General features: G+C 56.1%; 18 protein-coding genes. 9 read left to right on the forward strand and 9 right to left on the reverse strand.

The window, feature by feature from the left end; genetic code table 11:
* Positions 1-24 precede the first annotated feature (24 nt).
* From Mal52_RS21620 to mnmG, 4 genes are all read right to left on the reverse strand, one after another.
* Entirely contained in the window at positions 25-2,244 is a 2,220-nt protein-coding gene (locus Mal52_RS21620) for a Na+/H+ antiporter NhaC family protein (protein ID WP_145378595.1), read from the reverse strand.
* Positions 2,245-2,352: 108 nt separating this feature from the next.
* A complete protein-coding gene (locus tag Mal52_RS21625) occupies positions 2,353-3,132 on the reverse strand; it encodes a two-component system sensor histidine kinase NtrB (protein ID WP_145378596.1) in 780 nt (259 codons plus the stop codon).
* Between the two features lie 131 nt (positions 3,133-3,263).
* The gene (locus Mal52_RS21630; protein WP_145378597.1) at positions 3,264-3,845 is read right to left on the reverse strand and encodes a response regulator; all 582 of its coding nucleotides are present in this window, start codon (positions 3,843-3,845) and stop codon (positions 3,264-3,266) included.
* Between the two features lie 549 nt (positions 3,846-4,394).
* Entirely contained in the window at positions 4,395-6,224 is a 1,830-nt protein-coding gene (mnmG, locus tag Mal52_RS21635; protein WP_145378598.1) for a tRNA uridine-5-carboxymethylaminomethyl(34) synthesis enzyme MnmG, read from the reverse strand.
* Positions 6,225-6,620: 396 nt separating this feature from the next.
* On the opposite strand from mnmG, the gene tpx reads away from it, so the two are divergent.
* On the forward strand, positions 6,621-7,139 hold the full coding sequence (tpx, locus tag Mal52_RS21640; RefSeq protein WP_145378599.1) for a thiol peroxidase: 519 nt from the start codon (positions 6,621-6,623) through the stop codon (positions 7,137-7,139).
* Positions 7,140-7,242: 103 nt separating this feature from the next.
* Here tpx and Mal52_RS21645 read toward each other — a convergent pair whose 3' ends face one another.
* A complete protein-coding gene (locus tag Mal52_RS21645; protein WP_145378600.1) occupies positions 7,243-8,130 on the reverse strand; it encodes a DMT family transporter in 888 nt (295 codons plus the stop codon).
* 88 nt (positions 8,131-8,218) lie between these two features.
* On the opposite strand from Mal52_RS21645, the gene thpR reads away from it, so the two are divergent.
* The 4 genes from thpR to Mal52_RS21665 all read left to right on the forward strand — a co-directional run bounded on the left by thpR (position 8,219) and on the right by Mal52_RS21665 (position 11,117).
* A complete protein-coding gene (thpR, locus tag Mal52_RS21650) occupies positions 8,219-8,767 on the forward strand; it encodes an RNA 2',3'-cyclic phosphodiesterase (protein ID WP_197534381.1) in 549 nt (182 codons plus the stop codon).
* Between the two features lie 149 nt (positions 8,768-8,916).
* Positions 8,917-9,648, forward strand: a complete 732-nt coding sequence (locus Mal52_RS21655) for an SDR family oxidoreductase (protein ID WP_145378602.1) — start codon at positions 8,917-8,919, stop codon at positions 9,646-9,648.
* 16 nt (positions 9,649-9,664) lie between these two features.
* Positions 9,665-10,435: a methyltransferase family protein gene (locus Mal52_RS21660; RefSeq protein WP_197534382.1), complete on the forward strand. Its 771-nt coding sequence runs from the start codon at positions 9,665-9,667 to the stop codon at positions 10,433-10,435.
* Positions 10,436-10,808: 373 nt separating this feature from the next.
* The gene (locus Mal52_RS21665; RefSeq protein WP_145378604.1) at positions 10,809-11,117 is read left to right on the forward strand and encodes a hypothetical protein; all 309 of its coding nucleotides are present in this window, start codon (positions 10,809-10,811) and stop codon (positions 11,115-11,117) included.
* A 31-nt stretch (positions 11,118-11,148) separates the two neighbouring features.
* Here the strand turns inward: Mal52_RS21665 and Mal52_RS21670 are convergent, their stop codons facing one another.
* On the reverse strand, positions 11,149-11,877 hold the full coding sequence (locus Mal52_RS21670; protein WP_145378605.1) for an OmpA/MotB family protein: 729 nt from the start codon (positions 11,875-11,877) through the stop codon (positions 11,149-11,151).
* 288 nt (positions 11,878-12,165) lie between these two features.
* Between Mal52_RS21670 and Mal52_RS21675 the strand changes: the two genes are divergently transcribed.
* From Mal52_RS21675 to Mal52_RS21690, 4 genes are read left to right on the forward strand one after another with little or no spacing between them, the layout of a single operon-like run.
* Positions 12,166-13,494, forward strand: coding sequence for a hypothetical protein (locus Mal52_RS21675; protein ID WP_145378606.1), 1,329 nt, complete (start codon positions 12,166-12,168; stop codon positions 13,492-13,494).
* The gene (locus tag Mal52_RS21680) at positions 13,491-14,639 is read left to right on the forward strand and encodes an ABC transporter permease (protein WP_145378607.1); all 1,149 of its coding nucleotides are present in this window, start codon (positions 13,491-13,493) and stop codon (positions 14,637-14,639) included. The genes Mal52_RS21675 and Mal52_RS21680 overlap by 4 nt, the downstream gene beginning before the upstream one ends.
* Before the next feature lie 55 nt (positions 14,640-14,694).
* Positions 14,695-15,357, forward strand: a complete 663-nt coding sequence (locus Mal52_RS21685; protein WP_145378608.1) for an ABC transporter ATP-binding protein — start codon at positions 14,695-14,697, stop codon at positions 15,355-15,357.
* 60 nt (positions 15,358-15,417) lie between these two features.
* On the forward strand, positions 15,418-16,452 hold the full coding sequence (locus Mal52_RS21690) for an ABC transporter permease (RefSeq protein ID WP_145378609.1): 1,035 nt from the start codon (positions 15,418-15,420) through the stop codon (positions 16,450-16,452).
* A gap of 340 nt (positions 16,453-16,792) precedes the next feature.
* Here the strand turns inward: Mal52_RS21690 and Mal52_RS21695 are convergent, their stop codons facing one another.
* The 3 genes from Mal52_RS21695 to Mal52_RS21705 all read right to left on the reverse strand — a co-directional run bounded on the left by Mal52_RS21695 (position 16,793) and on the right by Mal52_RS21705 (position 19,341).
* Positions 16,793-17,650: an NAD(+)/NADH kinase gene (locus Mal52_RS21695; RefSeq protein ID WP_145378610.1), complete on the reverse strand. Its 858-nt coding sequence runs from the start codon at positions 17,648-17,650 to the stop codon at positions 16,793-16,795.
* A gap of 99 nt (positions 17,651-17,749) precedes the next feature.
* Complete coding sequence (locus Mal52_RS21700; protein ID WP_145378611.1) at positions 17,750-18,709, reverse strand: FkbM family methyltransferase; 960 nt, start codon at positions 18,707-18,709, stop codon at positions 17,750-17,752.
* 233 nt (positions 18,710-18,942) lie between these two features.
* Positions 18,943-19,341: a hypothetical protein gene (locus Mal52_RS21705; RefSeq protein WP_145378612.1), complete on the reverse strand. Its 399-nt coding sequence runs from the start codon at positions 19,339-19,341 to the stop codon at positions 18,943-18,945.
* Between the last annotated feature and the right edge of the window lie 4 nt (positions 19,342-19,345).

Raw genomic sequence — 19,345 nt, forward strand, 5'->3', positions numbered from 1 at the left:
GGCCCAGCGATTGAGGGCGGGGAGTTAATACTTTCCGCCCTCATCGTCTTCCGAAGACTCTTCTTCTTCGGCTTGCGCTTTGGCCTCGGCTTCAGCCGCTTCGGCTGCCTCGCGTTCTAGGCGGCGTTGGCGCTTTTCTTCGTCCTCTTTCGCCTCTTCGGAGTCGTCATCGGCGTCGCTAGACTCCGGAGTCGCTTCGCCGATTTCAGCCAGGATGATGTTGGCTTGGGTCTCAGCCGATCGGCCGTAGAACTGAATGATCAACAGCATCACAATGGCCCCCATCGGTAACAGAGCGACTAAAAACGAATAGCCAAAACCAATCGGAATATAACCAAACAGCAGTGAGACCCCGGCAACGGTCAGCGCGTACGGAACTTGCGTGCCGACGTGATCCAAGTGATCGCAATTTGTGGCGGCCGACGAGAGGACCGTTGTATCGGAAATCGGCGAACAATGGTCACCAAAAATAGCACCGGACAGGACCGCTCCAATCGAAGCGACCATCAAATGGTGGCTGGGATCTCCTTGGTTGAGCAGGGCCAGCTTACTGTGCGTGATGGTGATCGCCAGCGGCATCAATAGTCCCATGGTCGTGAATGAGCTTCCCGTGGCCAGGGAAATCACACCGGCCAGAATAAAGACCACGGCCGGCACCCATTGGACGGCAAGTGTTTGCTGCGTATGTTCGACAAGAAAACCGGCTGTATTCAATTGGCCTGCTTGGCAAATATCGGCCAAGGCCCATGCCAGAATCAAAATCACCACAGCCAAAAACATACTCTTGGCCCCGCTCAGCCAAGCTTCGACTGCTTGCTGCAACGTTAACGACTTGAAAAGCAATGCCGTTGCCATGGCAACCAGCGAGGCAGTGAACGATGCAAAAAACAACACGCGGTTCGATTCGGATAATGCGATCACCCGCCAGATCGTTTTTTCCAACACCGGCTGACCCGACGCGACAGCTTGAGCATTGGCAATATCCAGCAACCGGCTCCCACTGAACCACAGGCCCAGCAACACCAACGCAACCAGTCCGACCAAGGGAATGATTGCATTGAATGCGGTCGACCGATCGGGCAGGTCGCCCGCTTGTGAGTCATTAACCGCAACGGCCGATCCAGGCGCGGCTGGTTGATCATAAACCAACGTGCGGATTTCGGCTTTGAGCATCGGACCATAGTCGTGTCCCACGATTGCGATCAAAGCGACAAACACCAGCAGATAAACCGCATAAAACCGGAAGGGAATACTAAACAGAAAAACCTCGTACACGCTCTGCGAATCGAGCCCTAAGATCGTATATGTGTCCTGGATCTGGCCCAATTCAAATCCCACCCATGTGGAGATCAACGCCAAACCGGCGACCGGGGCCGCTGTGGAATCGACTAGAAACGACAGTTTCTCACGGGAGATTTTCAAACGATCGGTCACCGGCCGCATCGTCGTTCCGACCAGCATCGTATTGGCGTAATCATCAAAAAACACGACCATGCCTAAGCACCAGGTCATCAACTGTCCTCGCTGACGCGTCCGCGTAAATCGCGACATCGAGTCCACCAGCGCATGCGTGCCGCCGCTGGCTGACATCACACCGATCGTCGCACCGAGAAACATCGTGAACAGAATGATGAGCAAATGTGAGTGCGCCGGATCATTCGGCTGCGTCAGTTGATTCAGCAAATACGTATCGAGCGTGCGAACAAAGCCGGCATAAAAATTGCCGCGTGCTAAAATGATCGCACCCACCCAGACGCTGGCAAACAAAGCAACAATCACGTTTCGCAGCCAAACGGCAACGCCAATCGCCAGCAGCGGCGGCAACAGGCTGAGCAGTCCCGAAATCCGTACGACCGACAACACGACAGTCCGCTGAGGTTGCTTCAATCGGTGGACCGAAATTTTGTTGCTTTCCACGTAGACCTTCGTTTCGCGGGCGAAGTCGGTGGTCAGCGTAAGAATCCCGTTTTGAAACGGGGGGATCGCCTTGGGTTTGCCGGCAGTGCGAATGATGATGCCTTCGATCATCGCCCGGTCATTGAAATTAGTATCCAGTTGTCCGTCGGGATCAAGGGCTTCGATGACCACTTTAGAAACCGGGACACCGGAGATGACCACACCCGGATCGAGGATGCGAAATTGTGGGGGCAACGGGGGTGGGTTCCGCTCGGCGGCCGGGACTTGCCCACAGGCGGGATGCGCCAGCAACAGCAGCAGCAGACAACTCGCCGAGAACGTTTTCATCACTCAGCCACCATTCCTTTGGCATACTCTCGATGAGGCAACATAAGGCCGATCCCGCATACGACCGAATGGCGCACCATTGCGTTAAACGCAGCCGCGGCAACTCACTTACTTGTCGTCGTTGCCGTTGTCGACCGTGGGCCAAAACACCGTGCAGACCGTTTCATCCGACGGTGTACGCGAAACGTCAATCCGTCCGCGATGACCATCGACAATTCGCCAGCATTTGGACAGGCCAAAGCCCAATCCGCGACCGGCTTGTCGTCCGGAATAAAACGGGTCGAACAAATGCTCCCGGTCGATGTCGCTCAAGCCGGGGCCGTTGTCGATGACGCACAGCCTAACAAACCGTGCGGTGCCTTCCAAGACAGATGTCGCTGTCACCCGCACGCGGCCCTGTTCTCCGGTAGCTTCGGCGGCGTTTTGCAACAAGCTGCTGATGACGATTTTTAGTTGCAGCGGATCGGCGTACAGTGCTGGGCAGTCCTCCATTTGCAGTTCCACGGTCGTCTCCGTAGCATCGAAGACTTCGGCGAGCTTTTCTGCAACTTCGCTGACCGTAGCTGCCAAATCACACGCTTCGGGAACTGGTTCCGGAGGTCGCCCAAACAGCATTGTATCGCCGATCATATCACGAATGCGATATGCTTGGGCACCGATAGCAGCCAGTTCCCGTCGACGCCGCGGGTCGGACTCCTCTTCCAGAAGACGCTGCGCGCGGTTGATGATCACGGCCAACGGATTGTTGATTTCGTGACCCGCTCCGGCGGCGAATTCGGCCAATGCCTCCAACTTGGCTTGCCATAATTGTTGCTGCGCCAATTCAGAGTCCATGGTCGGGCCTGTATTGCCGGAATGAGTCGGCGGATCGTTGAAAAGCGGGCGCATGGAATATTGATTCCGGTGACAACATGAAATTGAACCGGTGGGACGTTCGCCGCGTCGATTTGTAACGACTTGTAGTAAAAAAAGCCCAGCCCGGGATTTGCCGGAACTGGGCCTCTTGTGGAATTCGCTGTCTATTTTCCGCTGGTCGGTTCGATGTCCAACTGACTGCACAATTCATCGACAAGCGCGTCGACTTCGAATGGTTTTTGCAGAAACACATTCGCGCCGGCTTCAATCAGTTCCCCTTTTTTGTCCTCTTCGACCATACCGCTGATGCAAATGATCCGCGTATCATCCAAATTCGAATCACTGCGTACGCGCTGGCAGACTTCTTTACCGTTGATGTCCGGAAGCATAACGTCCAGCACAATGACGTCGGGCCGGTACTCCTTGACCATCATTCCGGCATCGAAGCCGTTGTTGGCCGTACGAATTTCGAATCGGCCGTCAGCTTCCAAGGCGTCGCTGATCAATTCTACAAGTTCTTCGTCGTCGTCCACTACCAGCGCCTTGCGGCGTCCGCTTTCCAGCGCATCGGTAGGAATACCGTTTTCCTTCATGAACTTGTACAACAAGTCCCGAGGAATCCGGCGAAACCGGGATCCGGGAACCCGAAACCCTTTGAGTTGGCCTGAGTCGAAACAACGAATGATCGTTTGCTGACTGACTTTGCAGACCTTTGCCGCCTCACCGGTTGTAAAGACTGTTTTCATGGTGCTCGTCCACCTTCACCATCGGTCTGCGATCCCGCATCCGACGTAACAGAACCTCTCGTGAATCCCTCCGCGAAGAGAGGCCAAGCCCTCCCTGACCGCGACAACCGCTTTCCGGACCGACCGCTCAAGGCATCCGCACCACATCCACAAGCAAAGATCTCAAAACCTTGCCGGCAAAACGTGGGGAGACTGCGTGGATCAGGACAATCCGGGTGACTGGATGGCCCGACTGAGCCGCTCCAGCCCAAAACACTCATCGTCGTAGAACGTGACTTCCAATGCCATTTACGTTCAGTGCCAATTTCGTTTTTTAGCGTCAACAGCCAGTAAACCGAAAGCGAGTCAACGCCAAGCTGCTTGAACATGGCCAAATGGGCACATTCAGGCAAACGGGAAGGCTGCAAACTGCTTACCGATTTTACCGTTGGTCCACATTATATCCATTCTGCGGAATCGTGCAATACCCTTCGTATTCGCCGTGCGCCCCCAAATGGCGAGGCTTATGGTGCCCCTTGCAGAGTCACAATATTACTCGTCTTATGGTCTCTAAGATGCAACGCGACTTGGGTCTTCGAGATACAAAAGTACGATTGCCAAATCCGCAGGAGTGATTCCGCTGATCCGCTCCGCGTGAGCAATATCTCGCGGAGCAATCTTCGCCAGTTTTTCTTTCGCTTCCGTCCGCAATTGCGGAACCGCGTGGTAATCAAACTCCGCCGGAATGGGGACGGCAGCCAATCGCGCTTGCTTGGCGATTTGGGATGTTTGGCGACGAATGTATCCCGCGTATTTCGTTTCGATCGTGATTTGTGTTTGTGCTTGTGGCGACAATTTCAACGCAGCCGCTTCGGGCGCAATCTCGCATAATTGTGTCCAATCGACTTCGGGGCGTCGCAAGACTTGCTCCAACTTGTTCCCCTCGTGGAATTTCGTCGAGAGTAATGCAGCAGCGCGGGCGAGTTCTTCCTCCAACGTTTGCAGTCGTTGCATCCGCTCGTCATCGACAAGTCCTGCGGCATGGGCCAATCGCGTCAGTCGTCGATCCGCATTGTCGTGCCGCAATAGCAACCGGTACTCTGCCCGTGACGTGAACATGCGATACGGTTCATCGACTCCCTTGGTCACCAAGTCGTCGATCAACACGCCAAGATACGCTTGGTCGCGGTCCAGAATCAACGGCGGTTTGCCGGCGATTTTCAAAGCGGCGTTACCACCCGCCAGCAACCCTTGTCCGGCCGCCTCTTCATAGCCAGTGGTCCCGTTGATTTGTCCGGCAAAATACAATCCAGCAACGGTTTTGGTTTCCAGCGTCGCATGCAACTGCGTCGGCACGGCGAAGTCGTATTCCACCGCATAGCCGTAGCGCATGATTTCGGCCCGTTCCAAACCGGGAATCATCCGCATCATTTTGTCTTGCACATCCCGCGGCAGACTGGTGGAGATGCCGTTGCAATAATACTCGCGCGTATTGCGGCCTTCCGGTTCCAAAAATATCTGGTGCCCCGTTTGTTCGGCGAACCGCACGACTTTATCTTCAATGGAGGGGCAGTACCGCGGACCGGTGGTTTGGATTTGTCCGCTATACATCGGCGCGCGGTGCAGATTCTCACGAATCAATTCATGCACCTCGGGTGTGGTCGTCGTCAGATGGCAATCCATCTGCGGTTGCGTGATGCGATCGGTGAGAAACGAAAAGGGTTGCGGATCGTCATCGCCCGGTTGACGTTCGGTGGCGGCGAAATCGATTGTGCGCCCGTTCAATCGCGCCGGGGTACCGGTTTTGAAACGATCAAGTTCGAAATTCAATTCCCGCAAACTGTCGGATAGCGTCCCGGTGGTCCCTTCGCCCGCGCGGCCGCCGGCTGTCTTGGCTTCGCCGGTGTGCATCACTGCTTGCAGAAACGTGCCGGTCGTCAACACCACGGCTGGCGCGCGATAAACCGCATTGCCGCGGACGCGGACGCCCGTCGCGATTCCGTCTTCGACCAACAACTGCTCGATCAATTCTTGCCGCAACGTCAGATTCTCTTGATCCTCGACGACACATTTCATGTAGAACTGATACGCTTTTTTATCAGCCTGTGCGCGAGGACTGTGCATGGCGGGGCCTTTGCCCCGGTTCAGCATGCGGAACTGGATGCCGGTTTCGTCGATGGCCCGCCCCATCCAACCGCCGAGCGCGTCGATTTCGCGAACGATTTGCCCTTTAGCAATTCCGCCGATCGCCGGATTGCAACTCATGGCGGCGACCGTGTCGCAACTCATACTGAGCAGCGCGGTCTTGGCCCCCATCCGCGCGGCCGCCAGCGCAGCCTCAACACCGGCGTGCCCCGCCCCCACCACGACCACATCAAAATCATAAACCGAGTCCGTCATAACTCACGACAACTTCCACAACCAGATTCGAAATTCAAGGACCGAGAACAGGGCTGTGCCCCGGAATTAAATGACCTGCACGTCCACTTTCCGGTTCGCAATCACCCTCGGTCGCCGCCATTCTAAGCAACTTGGGCCGAAGAAGAAACTGCCCACCTGTAACGCTTGCAAGTCGAGTTTGAATCGCCATACTTCAACAATTGGTTTCAAAACCCTCTGACGCGTCGCGCACGCACTTCTATTCTAGATTCTCGAACAGGCGCAACCGGGTTTTGAAACTGGTTCAAGGCGTATTGGATTTTGCACTCAGTAGCGGCCGGTCGGCCGCGTCGGCGAACCACGTAGTGGAAACGCGCTGATCACCATTTTGGAAGATAAGATTCAAGGAGCACAACCATGGCTGATACTCGTAAAGGAGCGGTCACGCTCAAGGGCGGTCCGGTGGATTTGGTCGGACCGGAACTCAAAGTCGGCGACGATGCCCCCGATTTCACCCTGCAAGGCGCGGACCTGAGCGACGTGACGTTGGCCAGCTCGGCCGGTAAAACGCGGATCATTGCCACGGTGCCGTCGCTGGATACGCCGACCTGCCACAAAGAAACCAAACAATTCAACGAAGTCGCCGGCACCTTGGACAACGTCGAAGTCCTCTGCGTGAGCATGGATTTGCCGTTCGGTCAAAAACGTTGGTGCGGAGCCGAAGGCGTGGAAAACGTCTCCTGCCTGAGCGGTCACCGCTGCACGAAATTCGGTGATGATTACGGCGTGACCATTTCCGGTGGTCCGCTGGATCGCGTCTTGGCCCGAGCGATCTTCGTGATCAGCCCGGACAACAAATTGACACACGTCGAATACGTCAGCGAAATCGCCAACGAACCCAACTACGACGCCGCCTTGGCCGCCGCCAAAGGGTAACGTCTGTTGAGATGTTCAATATAAAACAGAACAGGGCATGGGGGCCGATTCTCCCATGCCCTGTTTCGTTAAACGGACCGAATCGTGCGGCACTCCAGGGAAATCATTGCCCGCCGCCACGGACTTTCCATCCCCGCATGGAGCGCAGGAACAGCCCCGTCGCGATCATGCCCCCGCCGACCAGCGTCGGACCGGGGATGCTTTCATTCCAAACCAGCCAGACCCACAACGGATTGCAAATCGGCTCGAACAATGGGATCAGAGCGGCTTCTTGGGTGGGAATGTAGCGCAAACCCCGCGAGAACAACACATAGGGAATTGCCATTTGCATGACCCCCAACAGGATGATCATGCTCCATTGCGTGCCGTCCGGGACCGCGCTGCCCGACAGGACCCATGGCAACAGCACGCCACAGCTGACCACGTGACAAAGGGCGATCAGCCAAGGGCCGTTTTCCTCACGCAACACGCGCAGGCTGACGACCACGCCGCCATAAGCGAACCCACTGCCCAACCCCATCAGCGTGCCCCAGAACCGTTCGTTATTCCAATCAGCGGCCACAATCCAAGAAATGCCGGCCAAGGCGAAACCGAGCGCCATGATATTACGGCGTTCCAGCGGCTCTTTTAAAAAGACCACGCCGAACAGCGACGCCCAAAATGTGCTGGTATATTGCAAAAAAATCGCCGCAGCTGCGGTGGTGTAGGTCATCGCCGAAATAAACAGCCAGTTCATAGCGGCGAACGAACAAACCAACGGAATGAGCGCGGCGCGAAATCGAATGCGGCCGTAACTGACGAACGGCAGCAAGCAAATTGCCGCCGCTGCTGCCCGATAACAGGCGATCGTCGGGCCGCGTTCCGATTGCGGCATCAACTGCTGCAGCGGAGGGCTTTTGACAATGACGCCGCTGGTACTCCAGAGCAGAGCCGCAGCGACAACCAGCAGTCGTCCGCGGGAAATCGATCGTGTTGTGGAATCGTCAAGCATATTGTCATAAAGTCGTCAGGGAGGTCCCTGGGCAGTAGACGTCATCGACAGCGGACCGGCAAGTCAAAACCAATTAGGTTGTGAAACTTTGCTGCGGACATTTCTGGCATTCCGAATCGCTGCCAACCCGAAATTGCAGCGCGTGCACGCCGATCTGGGTGAACTCGGGCGATCCGTCCGCCCCGTCGTGCCGGAGAACTGGCACGTGACGCTCAAATTTCTGGGCGATACCCAAGAGTCGATGCTTGCCCCCCTCACAGCAATCCTCGAAGAGGCAGCTGCTGGACGGGAGCCATTCCTCGTCGATCTCCACGGGTTGGGAGTATTTCCACATCTGCGCCGCCCGAATGTCGTGTGGGTTGGATTGCGTACAGATGCAGGATTGGGGGAATTGGTGGAGACGTTCAATGAACGCTTAGCACCATTAGGATTCCCCCGCGAAACTCGTCCCTTTGCTCCTCACCTCACGGTCGCTCGCATTAAAGGGACTGCACCGGTGGAACTCGCGACTTATGTCGCAAACAACGCTAACACCGATTACGGAAGTCACATCGTTGAATCCTTGGAACTGTATCAGTCTGAACTGACGTCCCGAGGAGCCCGATATACCGTAATGGCAACAGCAGAATTGAGATAACCGCCTTTGCTTCCCTGCAACTAGTGCCCCAGGCAACTGTTGCGCCTGGCCGGAGCTGCAAATATAGGCAAAATATTCTTGAGGCTGTCAACCAGAGACGCTAGGATAACTTAGGCTAAACAGGAAACCTGAGCAGGAAAGCACAGTTTATGCCACAACTCGACGGTCAAGTTTGTGTGATTACGGGTGCGAATCAAGGGATTGGCAAAGCCATTGCCGAAGCATTCGCCGCCGAAGGAGCCAAGTTGGCGCTCTGTGCGCGAAACATGGAGAAGCTTGGCAAAGTTGAAAAAGAATTGACGCAAGGGGGCGCCGACGTCTTAGCGGTTTCCACCGATGTCTCTGACGATGCGGCGGTTGAGCAGTTTTTCAATCTCATCCAGGAGCGGTTTGGTCGGGTGGATGTGCTGATCAACAACGCGGGCGCCTTCGATGGAGGCCGGTTGGATCAGGTGACGACCGAGGGTTGGAACAATGTGATCGGTGCTTGTTTGACCGGCGCGTTCCTTTGTAGCCGCAGTGCCTTTTCCATGATGAAAGAACAGGGAGGCGGTCGGATTATCAACATCGGTTCGATATCCGCCCAACGCACCCGCGAGGCCTGTGGTCCGTATACAGCGGCGAAATTCGGCGTTTGGGGATTGACGCAAGCGACCGCTCTGGACGGGCGGCCTTTTGGAATCATCTGCAGTTGCCTGCACCCCGGAAACGTGCGGGTCGAACGTCGTGTTGAATCCGGTTTGACTTCCGATGACGAACCCATGATGAGCATGGAAACGATTGCCAAAGTCGCGCTGACGATGGCCACCTTACCGCCTGAGGTGAATATGTTGGAGGCGATTGTGCTGCCCAATGAACAACTATACGTCGGCAGAGGCTGACACCAGGGGAACCCATATGAACTTATTTCAAGCTGCACAACCTTGGGAATACCGATGGCGCATCGCGATACTCTTTTTGAGCCAACCCGTGCTGGCTGCCATCTATTATTTTTGGAACGGATCCCAGGGCGTCTGGTACGCCCCTCCGATTGATCCGACCTATGGATTCATCGCCACATTGCTGGCCGGTTGCGGACTGGCAATTCGCATTTGGGGGACGAGCTTCTTAACCGCGGAAGTCGTCACCGGTTTGACGGCCCGCAACGACCGTTTGGTGGTCGGGGGCCCGTTTGCCGCCATACGTAATCCACTGTACGTCGGCACGCTGTTGATTTTTGCTGGCTTTGGAATGTTCTTTGGACCGGTGTTCGCCGCGATTTTTGTCGCCGTGCATTGGCTGCGTTACGGTCGCGTGATCCGCTACGAAGAAGGTTTTTTGAAACAGGAATGGGGCGCTCAGTTTGACGCCTATTGCAAAACCGTGCCGCGTTGGTGGCCCAACTCGACCAGCCGCCAACATTTTGCCGGACCGTTTGCCACGATTGATGGTATTCTGGGCAACGGCGTGTTTTTTGGCATGTTTTTGGGTTATTCCGCCTCCGTGTGGTACGGGACGCTGGAACCGCTCGTCCATTTTGAAGCTCTGGGGTGGATGGTTTCCGGCATTGCCTTGCTGCGGACGCGGTATCTGGGTGATCAGGCCGAGGCACAGCTCCCCGACCTTACCGCCGGTATGCAGTTGGCTGCTCAGGAAAGTCCTGCCGGACAATCGCGGCATGCGGGTTGATGCCGGCCAAAACCGAGTTGGCCTTCAGTCTGCGTCGGTTTTTGCGACGTTTTGAGACAATCCCGGCCGATGTAAAAGTAGGAACGAATCATTGGGAACGTCCCCGCTGATTCTGTTCCCATCAATCAACCACACGTGCTGGCTCCCATTGTTTTCCATGGGGGGCCGGCAACGTTCATCCATGAGCCCCGCCTTGAAGTTACGGGACTCAACTGCTCGCGACTTCTCTCGGCCAGCGAGATGGGGAACCGGGCGGCCACCATTTTTTCGCTGTCGGCTTAATGGCCGGGGTCGGAAGAAAACTGGCTAACGTGTATGTCCGGGGCTGATTGATTTTCTTATTAATATTTCCAACTCACCGAGGAGGCGCGATATGGCCGGGACCACGGACGTTGGCATGGATGTAGTAGACGAACTACGATTACGGAGATGGGCAAGGCAACACCATGTGGCAAGCGAAGAGCGGGATGCGACTTGGCATCCGATTGTGCTCGACGAGATGCGCCGCCGCGACAGTGAGCATGAGATGACGCTCAAGCCGCATGCCTTTTCCGGCGCACTGGTGCCCCTTGCGCCGCATCAAACGATGACGCCGCACCGGCAACCCGCTCTGACCAAATCAGAAGGGACCTTGCTGTTTCGCATCGACTCCGCCGCTGACTCGGCCAGCCCCAACAGCTGAATCGGCGAATCCGACTTACCGCAGCGCTGCGTCATTCTTCGGCATCGGCTGTCCCTACGAATTCTTGCGAGTAGGTGTCCAATACGAAGACGGTGACACGGGCGTGATCGACGGAATCTTCATCTCCGATGTCGTCGATCGGCTCGGTGTCGCCGGCGGCGCTGATCCGCAATCGGCGTTGTTCAACTCCATCGCGGACGAGTAAATCGGCAACGGCGCGCGCCCGTTGATAAGAGAGCTGCACCTTATCCAATTGGGGATCCTGGGGGACTTCGTCGTTTGACGAATGTCCCCGCACTTCAATCTTGTTCGGTTTGCCGGCAAGCTTTTCGGCAATCGTACGGACAATGGCAGCCACCTCCGGCGAGACCTTGCTGCTTCCCCTCTTAAAGGAAAGCTCGCCCCCAATCGTAATCGCCGTCCCTTCACGCCCGCGGAATACGCGGAGATGCGTCCCGTCGGGTGCCTTAATGCGCACGCCCCCGGTGCCCCGTTTTTTCTTGGGGACATCGTCGCGAAAGGCGCCCAGCGATTTCATTCTCTCCACCAGACTGTTCAACGGATAGTTCTTCCCCGCCGGAGCTGCGGGAGCCGTGCTGTATCCCAAATACCCATGCAGCGCCGCCATCACGGCGCGGTATTTCGAATCCGCGACGACTTCGCTGAGCGAAACGAGCATGATAAAAAAGGTCAACAACAGTGACATCATGTCACCGTAAGTCACGACCCATTCTGGGACGCCCGCAGGTTCGTCATCCATGGCAATTCTCTACCTACGTGATGCACGTACGTTCTATCGATGGGCTGCTGAGGAGCGAAATTCTCTTGCCCTGTACACTTGTGTCGGAATTCCGAGCGGACCGGCTAAAGTGTTATCGTCGTTACGGTCCGCCTGACTTCTCTCGATTCCCCTGCTCCGGCAGCGACCGCCACGACAGGAATGATGCCCATCTCAAACGCCCTCGGCCCGTTGAGCATGTACAACAGCGAATCGGCCACTTATCTTATAACCAGGAGACAACGCGACTTATTTCCAGAAATGGCATGCATGTTGAGACGATTTTGCAATAAACGACTGAGACTGACGGCGCGAATTTTGTGTTGCGCCGTCTGTGTCGCGTTCTGCTTAGCGCCGGAGACCGCCACCGCTTGTAAGTACTCGGTGCGGGATGTTGGTTTTGTGGATCTCAGTTCGCAGCCGTATCGCTTGTATTGTTTTCTGGATGGCGAGTCGCACGCGAGTTTTGCGGCGGAATTTCTCAAAACCGCCAAGTCGCGTTTTGCGGATAGCAATGTGATTGCCGAAGTCGTCGACGTCGTTGCGAATCCCGATCACCCCGCATTGAAATACCGCCCCGCAACAACCGCAATTGACTCACCGGAACTCGTGTTGGTCGCTCCGGAGTCCGACTTGCCTCCACTCCCGTTAGATGTCCCCGTAGCGACAATGGGCGATGAATTGACTCGTCTGGTCGCCTCCCCCCTCCGCGATCAGATTTGGAATTCCATCGTCGAGGCTTATGCGGTTGTGGTCGTGATTGAAGGGGGATCACCAGAAGAAAATCGCCGCGCCGCCGATGCCGGCAGTTTCGCGATTAAACAGTTGAACGGCATTATGTCCAAGATGGACAAACCGGTCGACACGCCTCCCAAGTTGTTAATCGTTTCCGCGGAGCAGGCGGCGCGCGAACCGGTGTTGCTTTGGAGTTGGGGACTCAGTGCGGAAGACCGTAAGGAACCGGCGGTGGTGACGCTCTTCGGACGGGGACGCCAACTCGGACCGGTCGTCGCCGGCAGTGATATCAGCGGCACGGAATTGTTTGAGACGTTGGCGCTCGTGGGCAAGTCGTGTGAGTGCGAATTGGACCGCAGTTGGATGCAAGGCCCGATGTTTCCGCACGCCTGGGACATCAATCGGCAAGCAGATGTGACTAGGGCCTTGGGGTTTGATGCGGAAAATCCGCTGATCAAAGTCGAGATCAGCCGCATCATCGCCCGCGGCGACCAAAACCGCTCGGCCAAAGATGCAGTCGATGCCATCGCCATCGACCCTTTGCTCGGTTACGGAGAATTCGATGTCGATACCGTGTCCATTGATGAATCTCCGCTTGAGGAAGCGCCGCTTGATGAGGATCAAACCGACAGCGTCTCACCTGTGGAAGAGACAGTCGAAAAACCATCCACAGCCGAAGTCTCCGCTGCGGCAGTAGACGCTAAACCAAACCCAATAACCGCCACCGAATCCCCCGTGGCGCAGCCGGAAGAAACATCAAGCTTAGCAACGAGAGATACGGCAGTGATTACGACCGTCCTGCTTTGCATCGTCGCAATAGGCGGCGGGTTGTTTTTGCTGTATCGCAGGCAGGGACAGGCATGATCGGGACAATGCGCTTAATATTTAACGAGATCCGCTATCGCAAATTCAACTTTCTGTTGAGTCTCGGCGCGGTGGCGGCGGCAACGGCGATCTTTGTTGCGTTTCACACAATCACGACAGCGCAGGAGCGTGAGACGCGCCGCGTGACCCGTGACCTGGGCTTCAATCTCCGCGTGATTCCTCGCGAAACCGATATGGATCGGTTTTATGCCACCGGCTACTCGGACCTCACCATGGACGAACAAGCCGTGCATCGCTTGGTCGAATATCCAGGCCTGTCTTACAACCATCTGGTCGCCACACTGCAGCGACATTTTGAATTGAGCGGAGTCCCGGTGTTGCTGACAGGGATTTCCAACGAATATGCGCCGCCGGGGCAAAAGAAAAAACCGATGATCTTCACCGTTCCCCCGGGCAAGGTCTATGTTGGTTACGAAGTCGCGCAGCGGTTGAAAATCAAAAACGGAGAAACGCTCGATATCGGAGGACAGTCCTTCGTCGTGGAACGCACTCTCTCTGAAACGGGAACCAGTGAGGACGTCCGCGTCTCGGCCAACCTCTCGGATGTGCAGGACATTTTAGGCGAGCCAGGCCGCATCAATGAAATTCAAGCCATTGATTGTCTCTGCATGACACCCGACGAAGACCCGCTGGGAATTCTCCGTAGCGAATTGGACGAGGCTTTTCCCGACGCCAAGGTGATCATGCTCAAGTCGATGGCCGAAGCACGGGCGCGGCAACGGCAATCGGCGGAAAAGTTTTTTGCCTATTTGACACCCGTCATTCTCATCGGCTGCGCGTTGTGCGTTGGGGCGCTGGCGATGATGAACGTCAACGATCGTCGCCAGGAAGTCGGCCTATATCGCGCGTTGGGACGTTCCTCGACACGGATTATGACGCTGTTTATCGGCAAGGCGATTGTGATCGGTTTGTGCGGCGCAGCGGCCGGTTTTTTTCTCGGTGGGGCATTGGCCTTAAACCTCGGACCGAAGATCTTCCCGGTGACCGCCGCAGCCATCAAGTGGCCTTGGCCGCTACTCAACGCATCGTTAGTGGCGGCTACGGGATTTACCGTGATAGCCAGTTTTCTGCCCGCCGCAGCAGCCGCATCGCAAGACCCGGCTGTGGCCTTACGTGACACCTAGCCCGCGCCACGGTAAAACCAGCCGCTCACTCAGAACAAGAAACCCCGTTGACGTCATGATTCGATTCGAACACATCACCAAAACGTACCGCAAAAAGTCAGCGGATGTCTCGGCGCTGGACGATGTCTCGCTGGAAATTGCAACGGGTGAGTTTGTCTCCGTCCGCGGTTCAAGCGGCAGCGGCAAGACGACGTTGCTGTTGACGACCGCCGGCATGTTGCGTCCCTCGAGCGGGCGCGTGCTGATGGGGGACAGAGAGTTATACGCGATCCCACAGCACGAGCGGGCGACGATCCGCAGCCATGAGATTGGTTTTGTGTTTCAAATGTTTCACCTCGTCCCCTATTTGAATGTGTTGGACAATGTGCTGCTGGCTGGAACGGGCAAGTCGTCCCGCGATGAGGCGATTCGTTTGTTGGACGGCTTAGGAATGGCCGGACGCGCGGGGCATCATCCAGCTGAGTTGAGTGCAGGGGAATGTCAACGGACGGCGTTGGCGCGTGCGTTTTTAAATTCTCCCAAGTTAATTCTGGCCGACGAACCGACCGGCAACCTCGATCCGGAAAATGCCACAGTTGTCATGGAGCAATTGAAGGCATATCAAAAACTGGGTGGCACGGTGATCGTGGCGACGCATAGCGAACGCATGGATGAGGTCGCCGACCGCGTAGTGCATTTAGACCATGGTCGATTGCAAACGATGAATGCGGGCGACTAAATCGAAGATCACGATCCGAAACGACCAACAACACGAAGCATTCAAGAACTGAGTTGACGCATGACGGAATTGGAAGAGAAGACAAACCATTCGGCAATGAGCCGCTTCAGCCTCCGTGACTTCGCGCCGCTGATCAGCCTGTTCGTCATTGTGATCTTCTTCACACTGACCAACGACGATTTCCTGACGTTCGGACGTTTGCGGCTTGTTCTGCAACAAGGAGCTGTACTGGCGATCGTGTCGACCGGATTGACGTTTGTGCTGTTGTGCGCTGAGATTGATTTGTCGGTCGGCATGTTGGCGCTGTGGACCGCCTGCGCTTGCGGCGTGTTGTACGAACAACCCTTCGCTGCCGGGGAAGGCGGTCAGGGGGATATTTCGGTGACGACCTTGGTGGTGGTCATCGTTGTTCCGCTGCTGAGCAGTCTGTTATTGGGATTGATCTCAGGCCTGCTAACGGTTTCGTCGCGGTTGCCCAGTTTTATCATCACGCTCGCTATGATGAACATCGCCGACGGGCTGTCGAAAACGCTGACGCAGAGCGAAAAATTTGCTGTGCCCGAGGCGCTCAAAGAGATCGGCAATGGAAGGTTGAAGGTGACGGACGCTTTCTATTTGCCGTTCAGCGCAATCTTAGCAGCTGCCGTGATGATTCTGGGCCACATCGTATTGCAACATACCCGCTTCGGCCGTTACGTCTATATGACCGGCGGCAATCGCGAAGCGGCGCGGTTGGCGGGGGTGCGAACGGGGTGGATTGTGATCGCCTGCCTAGCGATCTGTGCCGTCACTGCCGGATTGGGAGGCCTAGTGAATGCCGGACGGTTGGGGAGCGTGACGTTGGATCAAAACGGCGAATTGTTGCTCAGCGCCGTCGCCTGTGTGGTGTTGGGTGGAACGAGCCTGTTTGGCGGCGAAGGGGGCATCGGCCGGACGGTGATCGGCGTGCTCACCTTTAGTGTGTTGGGTGTCGGCTTGAGCGGACTGATCTCCGAAGTCGATTTCCTGGAAGACCGCATGCGACCGTTGTTGATGGGCGTGGTGCTGATGACGGCGCTGGTGATCAACGGATTCCTCTCCCGCAAATCCGATTAATTGCACTTGGCCTTGTGCTGTGAGATTTCTTCGTGGGGGAATCGCTCGTCCTGCGAAGAGAGGTGCGTTGCTTGGCAGACTACGTAAGAAAGGCCGCGCGCAGAGACGCAAAGAGTTATCTTGTGCAGAGCAGGTATTGCGAAACCTTGCATGGTCGTACGGCTTGGCTGGAGTCTGGCATTACTGAGTTTTCGTGAACGCGGGTTTTCAATAGTTTTCTTGATCTTCTTCTTTGCGACTCTGCGTCTCTGCGCGAGTCTTTTTTGCAGAGGCTCAACTCTCGTACGACATAGAAAGGTGCGTCGCGACGCACCCTACGGTCGGGGTTTCTTCCGTGGCGTTACGGTTGTTGGTAGCGGGGTTGGCCGGCCCAGCCTAGTTTTCTGTGCAGTGTGCGGTAGTAGCTGTGTCCGGGAAGCTTCAGCATGTGCATGGCGACCGATGCGCGGGTGACTTCGATACGGTCGGCCGCCGTCAGCGGTTCGTGGATCTGACCGTCGATGACCAGCGTGACCCCTTCGGCGCATTTGGGCACGGTCAACGCATAGACACAGTCGGCGCGATCGACCAGCGGGCGGACGGTCAACGTGTGCGGGCAGATGGGCGTGATCACAAAAGCCGGTAAGTCCTGTCGTAAAATCGGGCCACCTGCGGAAAGGTTGTGAGCTGTCGAGCCGACCGGCGTGCTAATAATCAACCCGTCGCCGCTGTAGGTCGTGACCGGATCTCCATCGATCTCCAGATGCACATCGATCATCGAGAACGATGCACCGGCCGAGATAGCGACTTCATTCAGTCCCAAGTGGACCCGCTCTTCGCCTCCCTGGCGAATCAAGCGGCATTGATACATCAGGTAATCGACAACGGTGTATTCCCGGGCCAGAAGTTTGGGCAAATCCTGGCTGAATTCCTTGGGGGAAACATCGGCCAGAAAACCGAGTCGGCCGAGATTGATGCCTAAGATGGGAATCTGATGCATCCCCATTTGCCGACAGGCGCGCAAGATCGATCCGTCTCCACCGAGCACTACGGCAATGTCCGCGGGACAGTTTTCAAAATCGGTCTCGCCATATTCCACGCCGACAATTTCAATGCCCGCTTGTGCCTCTAGCACCGGCCGTAACGCATCCCAAGCGGCCTGGACGTGCGGAGCTTGGTCACGAGCGATGATGATCAATTTCAACGGTGGCGGCGACATGGCGGAACTTGGCCCAGCAGGAGGGTCGGGATGGGAACGGCTGCAGCCTGAAGTATACGGGGAATCGGCCCCGGAAGGGAATGCGCCGCCTCAATCGGTCTACGCCGCCTTGGTCGCAACCGCGTGGCGACGATCCGCATAGAGCATTCTGGCCTGTGTCGCCGTCGTGGTCGGCATGTCGCGGTCGAGTTGGACTTGGAAACCCGCGGAGCGCAAATGGTCGATCAATTCCAACAGTCGCGACGGCGGATAGGTTTCCGAGATGTGCACCTCCATCACGATCCGTTCGATCTTTTGCAGCGTCTGCTCGTCGGTCGCCAAAAAGGCGTCGTATTCCGAACCTTCAATATCGCACTTCAACAAGTCGACCGTTTCGCAACGCGCCCAGGCGATGAGGTCCGCCAGAGAGATACTTTGGGTCGTTTCGTAATCCGTGTCGGTGGATTGTTGCTCGGACCAATTGCGATCCACGGAATGCCCGCCGGAATTACGGGAGTTGTGATACAACTTTAACGTTTCCCCGGAATGAGCTGAAACGGCGAGGTGCAAGACATCCTCGGCAACACCCTCGTTGAGCTGCAGATTCCGCAGTGTGTGCCGATAGTTCTCGCCCACCGCTTCGACCGAAATCACCCGTTCGGCTTTGTTCAGCAAGGCGGATGAAAACAGTCCCGCGTTGGCTCCCAGGTCGATCACCGTTCCCAACCGTTGATCATGGCCAGACAGATTGTAGTCGTCGTCGATGAAAATCTCGTGGAAAATGAAAAAGTCCTGCGTGCCGGGCCGTAGCAACACCGATTGTCCCCGCCACTCGATTTGTACCAAACCATCTTCGGTGAAATCGATCGGTGGGCGGTGCTCGAAGTACCAGTCCCACAGTTTGTGGTCGCGGCCTTGGCGGGAGAACTTCGCCGTGCGTCCTGAGCGGAGTGTGAGCGAAAATGCGGATTTCCCCATGAACGACAAATTGCACAATGCGCGAAACGGCGATTGAAACAATTCGCGGCAATAGCCATAGCGCACGGGCGAAAATAACGAGGAAAGCCGTCTGATTTGCATGCGTAGCGCCTTTACCTATCGCTCAACCGGTTGGGAAATCGGTCGCAGCTATAAGGAATTGCCGCAGACGTGTCAATCCGAAGCGGGGAGCCAGCACATCGGGCACGGTTATCTCAAAAGCAACAAACCTCTACAAATGCTGTGGGCTTCGCAGCGTCCAGCGCAAGGCGGCTGGCATTGGAGGCGAGGGCGACAGACGGCTTGCCTGCCTGTGGTCCTTAATTACTTGTGGGCTATTTGGACTTGATCCCGAACAATTTCGCGGACAGGCCGGCATAGCCTTCCTTCTCAGGGGATGGGGCTTTTTGGCAGCGTGCCAAAATTTTCGGATCCACAAAGATCACCGCCGGCTCGAGTGGCTGGTACAATTTGGCTGCTCTGAGTAACAACGACCGCTCTTTGCGCGACAGTCCATGCGTGCGACATAGTTCGAGAAACAACGATTTGGCGCTGCCGACAAGGCCACTGCGGTTCTTTCGCCATTTGTCGAAATAATACAATCCGACCCAAAAGGCGACAATCAATCCCATCCACGAGATGAGAAACAAATTGTCACTCATCGTGGTCGAGTGGTATGACGAACGGGAGATTTCATCCAGGCCTCTGGTGCGGGCAAAAATGAGATTCAACATGGCA

This window comes from Symmachiella dynata (assembly GCF_007747995.1).
Classification (GTDB): domain Bacteria; phylum Planctomycetota; class Planctomycetia; order Planctomycetales; family Planctomycetaceae; genus Symmachiella; species Symmachiella dynata.

Coding starts and splice junctions, on each gene's coding strand:
- Mal52_RS21620 (WP_145378595.1), bottom strand. CDS start 2,244: ATGAAAACGTTCTCGGCGAGTTGTCTGCTGCTGCTGTTGCTGGCGCAT.
- Mal52_RS21625 (WP_145378596.1), bottom strand. CDS start 3,132: ATGCGCCCGCTTTTCAACGATCCGCCGACTCATTCCGGCAATACAGGC.
- Mal52_RS21630 (WP_145378597.1), bottom strand. CDS start 3,845: ATGAAAACAGTCTTTACAACCGGTGAGGCGGCAAAGGTCTGCAAAGTC.
- mnmG (WP_145378598.1), bottom strand. CDS start 6,224: ATGACGGACTCGGTTTATGATTTTGATGTGGTCGTGGTGGGGGCGGGG.
- tpx (WP_145378599.1), top strand. CDS start 6,621: ATGGCTGATACTCGTAAAGGAGCGGTCACGCTCAAGGGCGGTCCGGTG.
- Mal52_RS21645 (WP_145378600.1), bottom strand. CDS start 8,130: ATGCTTGACGATTCCACAACACGATCGATTTCCCGCGGACGACTGCTG.
- Mal52_RS21655 (WP_145378602.1), top strand. CDS start 8,917: ATGCCACAACTCGACGGTCAAGTTTGTGTGATTACGGGTGCGAATCAA.
- Mal52_RS21660 (WP_197534382.1), top strand. CDS start 9,665: ATGAACTTATTTCAAGCTGCACAACCTTGGGAATACCGATGGCGCATC.
- Mal52_RS21665 (WP_145378604.1), top strand. CDS start 10,809: ATGGCCGGGACCACGGACGTTGGCATGGATGTAGTAGACGAACTACGA.
- Mal52_RS21670 (WP_145378605.1), bottom strand. CDS start 11,877: ATGGATGACGAACCTGCGGGCGTCCCAGAATGGGTCGTGACTTACGGT.
- Mal52_RS21675 (WP_145378606.1), top strand. CDS start 12,166: ATGTTGAGACGATTTTGCAATAAACGACTGAGACTGACGGCGCGAATT.
- Mal52_RS21680 (WP_145378607.1), top strand. CDS start 13,491: ATGATCGGGACAATGCGCTTAATATTTAACGAGATCCGCTATCGCAAA.
- Mal52_RS21685 (WP_145378608.1), top strand. CDS start 14,695: ATGATTCGATTCGAACACATCACCAAAACGTACCGCAAAAAGTCAGCG.
- Mal52_RS21690 (WP_145378609.1), top strand. CDS start 15,418: ATGACGGAATTGGAAGAGAAGACAAACCATTCGGCAATGAGCCGCTTC.
- Mal52_RS21695 (WP_145378610.1), bottom strand. CDS start 17,650: ATGTCGCCGCCACCGTTGAAATTGATCATCATCGCTCGTGACCAAGCT.
- Mal52_RS21700 (WP_145378611.1), bottom strand. CDS start 18,709: ATGCAAATCAGACGGCTTTCCTCGTTATTTTCGCCCGTGCGCTATGGC.
- Mal52_RS21705 (WP_145378612.1), bottom strand. CDS start 19,341: ATGTTGAATCTCATTTTTGCCCGCACCAGAGGCCTGGATGAAATCTCC.